This window comes from Brevibacterium sp. (genome assembly GCF_022712115.1).
Lineage (GTDB): Bacteria > Actinomycetota > Actinomycetes > Actinomycetales > Brevibacteriaceae > Brevibacterium > Brevibacterium salitolerans.
The window spans coordinates 1-5004 of the sequence record NZ_JALAHB010000122.1; the positions used below are offsets into that span (position 1 = coordinate 1).

Here is a 5004-nt window from a genome sequence, read left to right on the forward strand (position 1 = left end):
CCGGCCTCGCGGGCGGGGTGCGCAGCGGAGCAGCCGGCGGTGATCGACGCCGGTGGGCCGCAGGTGTGCGCGCTGCTGGAGGCGGGGGACCGGGCGGGGCTCATCGCCCACTTCCTGGCGCGGGAGCCGGTGGAGGTGCAGGCGCTGGAGCCCGCGCGGGCCTGGGCTGCGCAGAAGGTGGACGCGCTGCTGGAGACGGACATGTCCGACGGTGTGGGCCTGGCGGCACAGATCGCGGTGGCGGATCCGGCGACGGCCTCGGCGGATGCCGCACGGTTCTCCGGTGAGGTGCTCGTGCTTACGCATGAGGACGATCCCTCGCATCCCGTTCAGGTCGCACAGGAGTACGCGCAGGCGTTCCCGCGGGCGCGCCTCGAAGTGCTGCCGCCGGGATCGATCCTGTGGCGCGGCCGGGCGGAGGTGCGGCGCATCCTCACCGAGTTCTTCAATGACTGAGGGAGAAAGTGCCGATTCGGACGTGCCGCAGCTCTGCCGGGCACTGGTGGACACCTCGGTGCTCGCTCCGGAACCGCTGTGGCTGTGGTTGCGAGCTGTGCGCAAACGGCGGTCGCCGAACCTCGACCTTCTCTGCACGTTCGGCATCAAGAGAGAGCTCTATCCTGCTCTGCGGCGGATCTGCCCGGACTATGAGCGGGAACAGCTGTACGAAGCCGCAAGACAGCGGGTTCTCTCGATGACACCGCTCAGCACCACAGGCATCGTCGAGGTGCGCAGTCCGTGGGTGCTCGACCCCGGAGATGTGCACCTCGACGCTGCAGCAGTCGTCTCCGGCATCGATGCGATCATCACCGATGACGTCCATGCTTTCGCCGAGCACCCGGAGCGGCCGTACCGCGTCGTCACGGCGGACGACTTCCTCTGCGAGCAGACGGAGGAGTGGGCGGCTGCCGATTTCGCCGCCGCCCTGGAGCACTATGAGATGCACAGGGCGGAGGCGGCGCGGAAGATCGGCGTCGAACCGTCTGCCGGCATCGCCAGCCATCTGCTGCGTCGTTCCCACGCCCGTCGCTTCGCCAAACGGGTCTCCCGAGCCCTCCGCCGCAGCGGACCGTGACCGCAGCGGGCAGTGAGGGGAGCATGCGGTGAGGTGCACCGCGTGCCGCGGTCACCTGTCAGGGGAACAGCGGCACTGTTCGGGCCGCGAGCGGTCACCTGCTCTATGTCGCAGCGCGGCCTTCACAGCCCTGAGACGAAGCCGTACTCGAGCGCTCGGACCACCAGTTGTGCCTGCGTGGAGACCTCGAACTTCTGCAGCAGGCGTGCGGTGTGGGTCTTGACCGTGTTGGGGCTGATGAACAGCTCCTCTGCCGCCTCCGCCCGCCCCATTCCCCGGCAGATGAGTGTGAGAACCCGCAGCTCGGCCGGCGCGAGCTGAGGGATGGGACCGTTGAGGGCCGTGAGCCCGCCGCTGATGATGAGGTCACCGGGCAGATCCATGAACAGCGCCGAGGGATCATCGTCGAGGACTGAGCGGATGGCCTGACCGAGGACCTCGGGCGGAGCGGTCTTCCGGATGGCGGCGAGCGCACCTGCATGCAGTGCGTGCGCGAGGCCGGGACCGGGAGCCACGGTGGTGAGGACGAGGATCCTCGCCTCGGGATCGAGCTTCCGGATCCTCTGCGTTGCCGCCACCCCTGTCATGACGGGCATGTTCAGGTCCATGAGGGTGAGGTCCGGGCGCAGGCGCTCGTACTCCTCCACGGCGGTTGCGCCGTCCGAGGCGGTGCCTGCGATCGTCGTGTCGGGCAGGTCTCCCAGAAATGCCCGGAGCGCACGCAGGGTGTAGTGGTCGTCATCGACCAGCAGGAGCTTCAGATCTGCGGTCACGGAAGCGTCACCTGCAGTACTTCTTGTAGAGCGCGGGGTTGGTCTTCTTCCACACTGAGCATCGCGCAGGCCTGTGTGGCAGCGCCCCGGCCGCCGGTACCACCTGTTCGGAAGCATGAGTCCGCTCCAGAGTGGGGAGCGCTTGTGGGGGCTGCACACCTGCTCTCACCTGGGCGAAGGCCAGCGAGAGTCCCGCGAGCAGGAGCGGCGCGGTCCTGAGGCGGAGCGTCGGTTTCGGCATGATTCGAACTGTAGCTGTGTGCGGCGCGGGGTTCGTCACCCGTCAGGGTGATTCTCCTCTGGGCGACCGGTTACCGGCAGCGTGAGCACGGTGCGAAGCACGGAACCGTCTTCGTTCTCCACGAGTTCGAAGGTCGCAGTCCCTCCCATCGCCTCGGCACGCCGGCGCAGTGAGGCGGCGAAATCGGGCGTGACCTGTGTTCTCGCCTGCACGCCGCTCTCGACGCGCAGCACCAGTGCGTCCTCAGTGCCGTGCCCGTGGACGGTGCTGGGCACGCCTTCCGGGCAGTGACGGATGATGTTGGTGCATATCTCCTGGGTGAGCAGGGTGGCCTCGGCGAGGAGGACGTCGTCCGGTGTCTGCGGAAGCTCCTCCAGGCGGAACGTCGTCGGGTGCTGCGCCATCCTCATCGTCGCGGCGAGACGCTCACACCACTGGGAGAAGGCGGCGGGGAAGTCGACCTGCCTGTTGTCCGGCCCTCTGCGCATCCGCAGGATGTACTGGCGGAAGTTCTCCTCACCGGCGGAGAGGACCACGGACAGCTCCGCTTCGATCTCCCGCCGCTGCTCAGGGTCCTCGCATCGCTGCTGCACGGCGGCGAGGGAGCGTGCAGCGGAGAAGGTATGCGAGACCACGTCATGTGTGTCCCTGATGATCGAGTCATGCTGACGGTCGAGTTCGCGCTGATGCGCTGCGGCCGCTGCTGCGATCTCGACCCTGCGTCGCTGAAAGGTGCGTTCGAAGTAGAGGAAGGCTATTCCGAGGGCGACGTCAGGGAACGGCTCTGCTGCAGTCTGCGCGAGCGTGGGGAAGGACAGTGACGAAACCGAAAGACCCATCATCTGCATGGTGAGTGCGGTTGAGAGCAGGACATTCGCTGCGAAGGCCAGCACGGCTGTGCGCCAGCGGCCGAATGCGATCAGCAGCGTTGCTGTGCCGAGCTGGGCGCCGAGGAGGACCAGCCCCATGAGTTCCTGAGAAGGCCCGCCGGGAAGCGGCATGCCCAGGAGGGTGGCCACGGCCAGGCCCGTCAGTACCCACGTCGAGGTTCCCGGCAGCCACGGCGCAATGAGTGTCAGGAGCATGGGGAGCAGATCTACTGCGAGGTACTCGCTCATACCCCCATCACCTTCCGCCGTGGTGGGAGGCACCATGAGCAGCGCCATCGCCAGGTACCAGACCCTGACGGCGGGGTCGATGAAGCGGGTTCCGAGGAACCAGCGCCACAGGGACTGGAGCCGCGGAGGCAGGCGAAGACGTGTCACCGCTCCAATCTACCGGGAGCCGAACGCGCTGCTGCCCGCCGTGACCGGCGATCAGGCGGGACAAGATCACCCGCAGGGGTGACGACGTCCCGGCGTTCCTGTAGGAAGGTTGAATGACTTGCGCGGCACCTCGTTGCTCGCGTCATGCGAGCTGTGCCGGACAGGCGCTGAGAACGCAACGATTGGAGACGCATGGATGCCGGTGAGCTCAGCATGAAGCACGCGCGCGTACGAGGAGCGGTGCCTGGGCACGGGCATCGTGGCGCTCGTGGGCATTGGGCTCGCCCTTGGCATCGGTGGAGCGGCCATCGCACTCTGGATGCGGTTCCTCATCCGCAGCGGTCGCGGAGCCGGTAACCGGGGCTGAGCCAACGGCAAGATAGTCAAACCGCAGGGAAGCTGAGAAGGCGCCCAGGTAGGCCGGTGCAGGATGCTGATTGCTGTGAAGGGCAACGAGGCTGAGTTGGCGAATCCGATCCTTCCGCCGCTCTACGATGTGGCGTTCGTGGTCATACCAATCCTGATGCTGGTGATCACCATCACCGCCATCATCCTCACCGTCCGCTCGCCTCTGACGTCCTTGGAGAAAGCACTCCTCGTTGCACTGACCGTCCTCGTGCCGCTGCTGGGTGGTGTTGCTTCGCTCGTCGTCACCATTGCGCTTTCACGCCGAGCAGCACAGGCAGAGATGCGTGGAGCGGTGGTCTAGATGGAGGTTACGGAGCACGTGGAGCTGGGATCGTGGCTCATTCCGCGGGTCAGCGCAGCCCGCGCGGCTACCCCGGCCGGCATTGTGGGGGCGGGATTTGAGGCCTACCTGCGGATTCTTCACCCGGTGTCTGTGAGCCGCGATGCTCCCTCTCGTTTGAGTCACACGGATGCGGAAGGTGCGCCCGACGAGTCCTGCTGGCCCTGGGCTGAAATTGCTCGGAGGAACGGCAGAAGCATGCACCCGCTGGTTCAGTGGCGTCAGCTCAGCAACGAAGAGGACCAAGGCGCCCTCTCGTTCCCTGACGGGTGGAGCGTTGAGCGACCGCCTGACTATTTCCTTGGGGCGGCCCTCCTTTCCCGTCTTGTTGCGCACATTCATCGGTCATCCAGAAGTGCGGAGGATGTTGTTGCTGCAGTCTGGAACGGTTTTGGCGCACTCAATCACCGTGAGTCCCTTTCTGCGGATAGTGCGGGTTGGAATGAGCTGGGAGTGGACGTCCGTTGCCTGAGTGCCGATGACGGTGTGGTGCATCTCGTTTCCAGACAGGTCGCGGAGGCTGTGACGTCTGGTCCGTTCTTCGAACTTCCAGGTCGGCAGTATCTCTTGTTCTGCTCGTCACTGGCGGAGCTTTCTGACCCTCGGTGGGTGTACTCTGCCGGCATTGGCTGGGGTCCCGGATTCCCGGGGGTGTTTCCGCAATTGTTCTGGCCCGCCACTCATGAGTGGGTGATCGGCGGTGACGTCGATCTTGACTTCACGATTGTGGGCGGAAGCTCTCAGCTCATCCACTCGATCCGCTCTGATGCGAGGTTTGAGTCCTACATCGTGGAGGCCGGGGACGATCTGAGCCGCTGGGGTGACGTGGTGAATGGCCAGGCGGACAGTGAAGAGGGCTCGATGCATCTGTAGTGGAGCAAGCCTGTCCTGGACCCAAGCCC

General features: G+C 65.8%; 5 protein-coding genes and 1 pseudogene. 4 read left to right on the forward strand and 2 right to left on the reverse strand.

What is annotated here, in order from left to right:
* Both Q0A33_RS07100 and Q0A33_RS07105 read left to right on the forward strand, forming a co-directional pair.
* Positions 1 to 456 (forward strand): annotated as a pseudogene (locus tag Q0A33_RS07100) (alpha/beta hydrolase); the annotation flags it as partial.
* A complete protein-coding gene (locus tag Q0A33_RS07105; RefSeq protein WP_291794742.1) occupies positions 449 to 1075 on the forward strand; it encodes a hypothetical protein in 627 nt (208 codons plus the stop codon). The pseudogene Q0A33_RS07100 and the gene Q0A33_RS07105, both read left to right, overlap by 8 nt.
* Before the next feature lie 122 nt (positions 1076 to 1197).
* On the opposite strand, the gene Q0A33_RS07110 is transcribed toward Q0A33_RS07105, so the two are convergent.
* Entirely contained in the window at positions 1198 to 1848 is a 651-nt protein-coding gene (locus Q0A33_RS07110; protein ID WP_291794743.1) for a response regulator transcription factor, read from the reverse strand.
* A 276-nt stretch (positions 1849 to 2124) separates the two neighbouring features.
* Positions 2125 to 3354 carry a hypothetical protein gene (locus Q0A33_RS07115; RefSeq protein WP_291794744.1) on the reverse strand — a complete coding sequence of 410 codons (1230 nt, stop codon included), beginning with the start codon at positions 3352 to 3354 and terminating at the stop codon, positions 2125 to 2127.
* A gap of 442 nt (positions 3355 to 3796) precedes the next feature.
* On the opposite strand from Q0A33_RS07115, the gene Q0A33_RS07120 reads away from it, so the two are divergent.
* Positions 3797 to 4063, forward strand: coding sequence for a hypothetical protein (locus Q0A33_RS07120; RefSeq protein WP_291794745.1), 267 nt, complete (start codon positions 3797 to 3799; stop codon positions 4061 to 4063).
* Positions 4064 to 4300: 237 nt separating this feature from the next.
* On the forward strand, positions 4301 to 4975 hold the full coding sequence (locus Q0A33_RS07125; protein WP_291794746.1) for a hypothetical protein: 675 nt from the start codon (positions 4301 to 4303) through the stop codon (positions 4973 to 4975).
* Positions 4976 to 5004 lie beyond the last annotated feature (29 nt).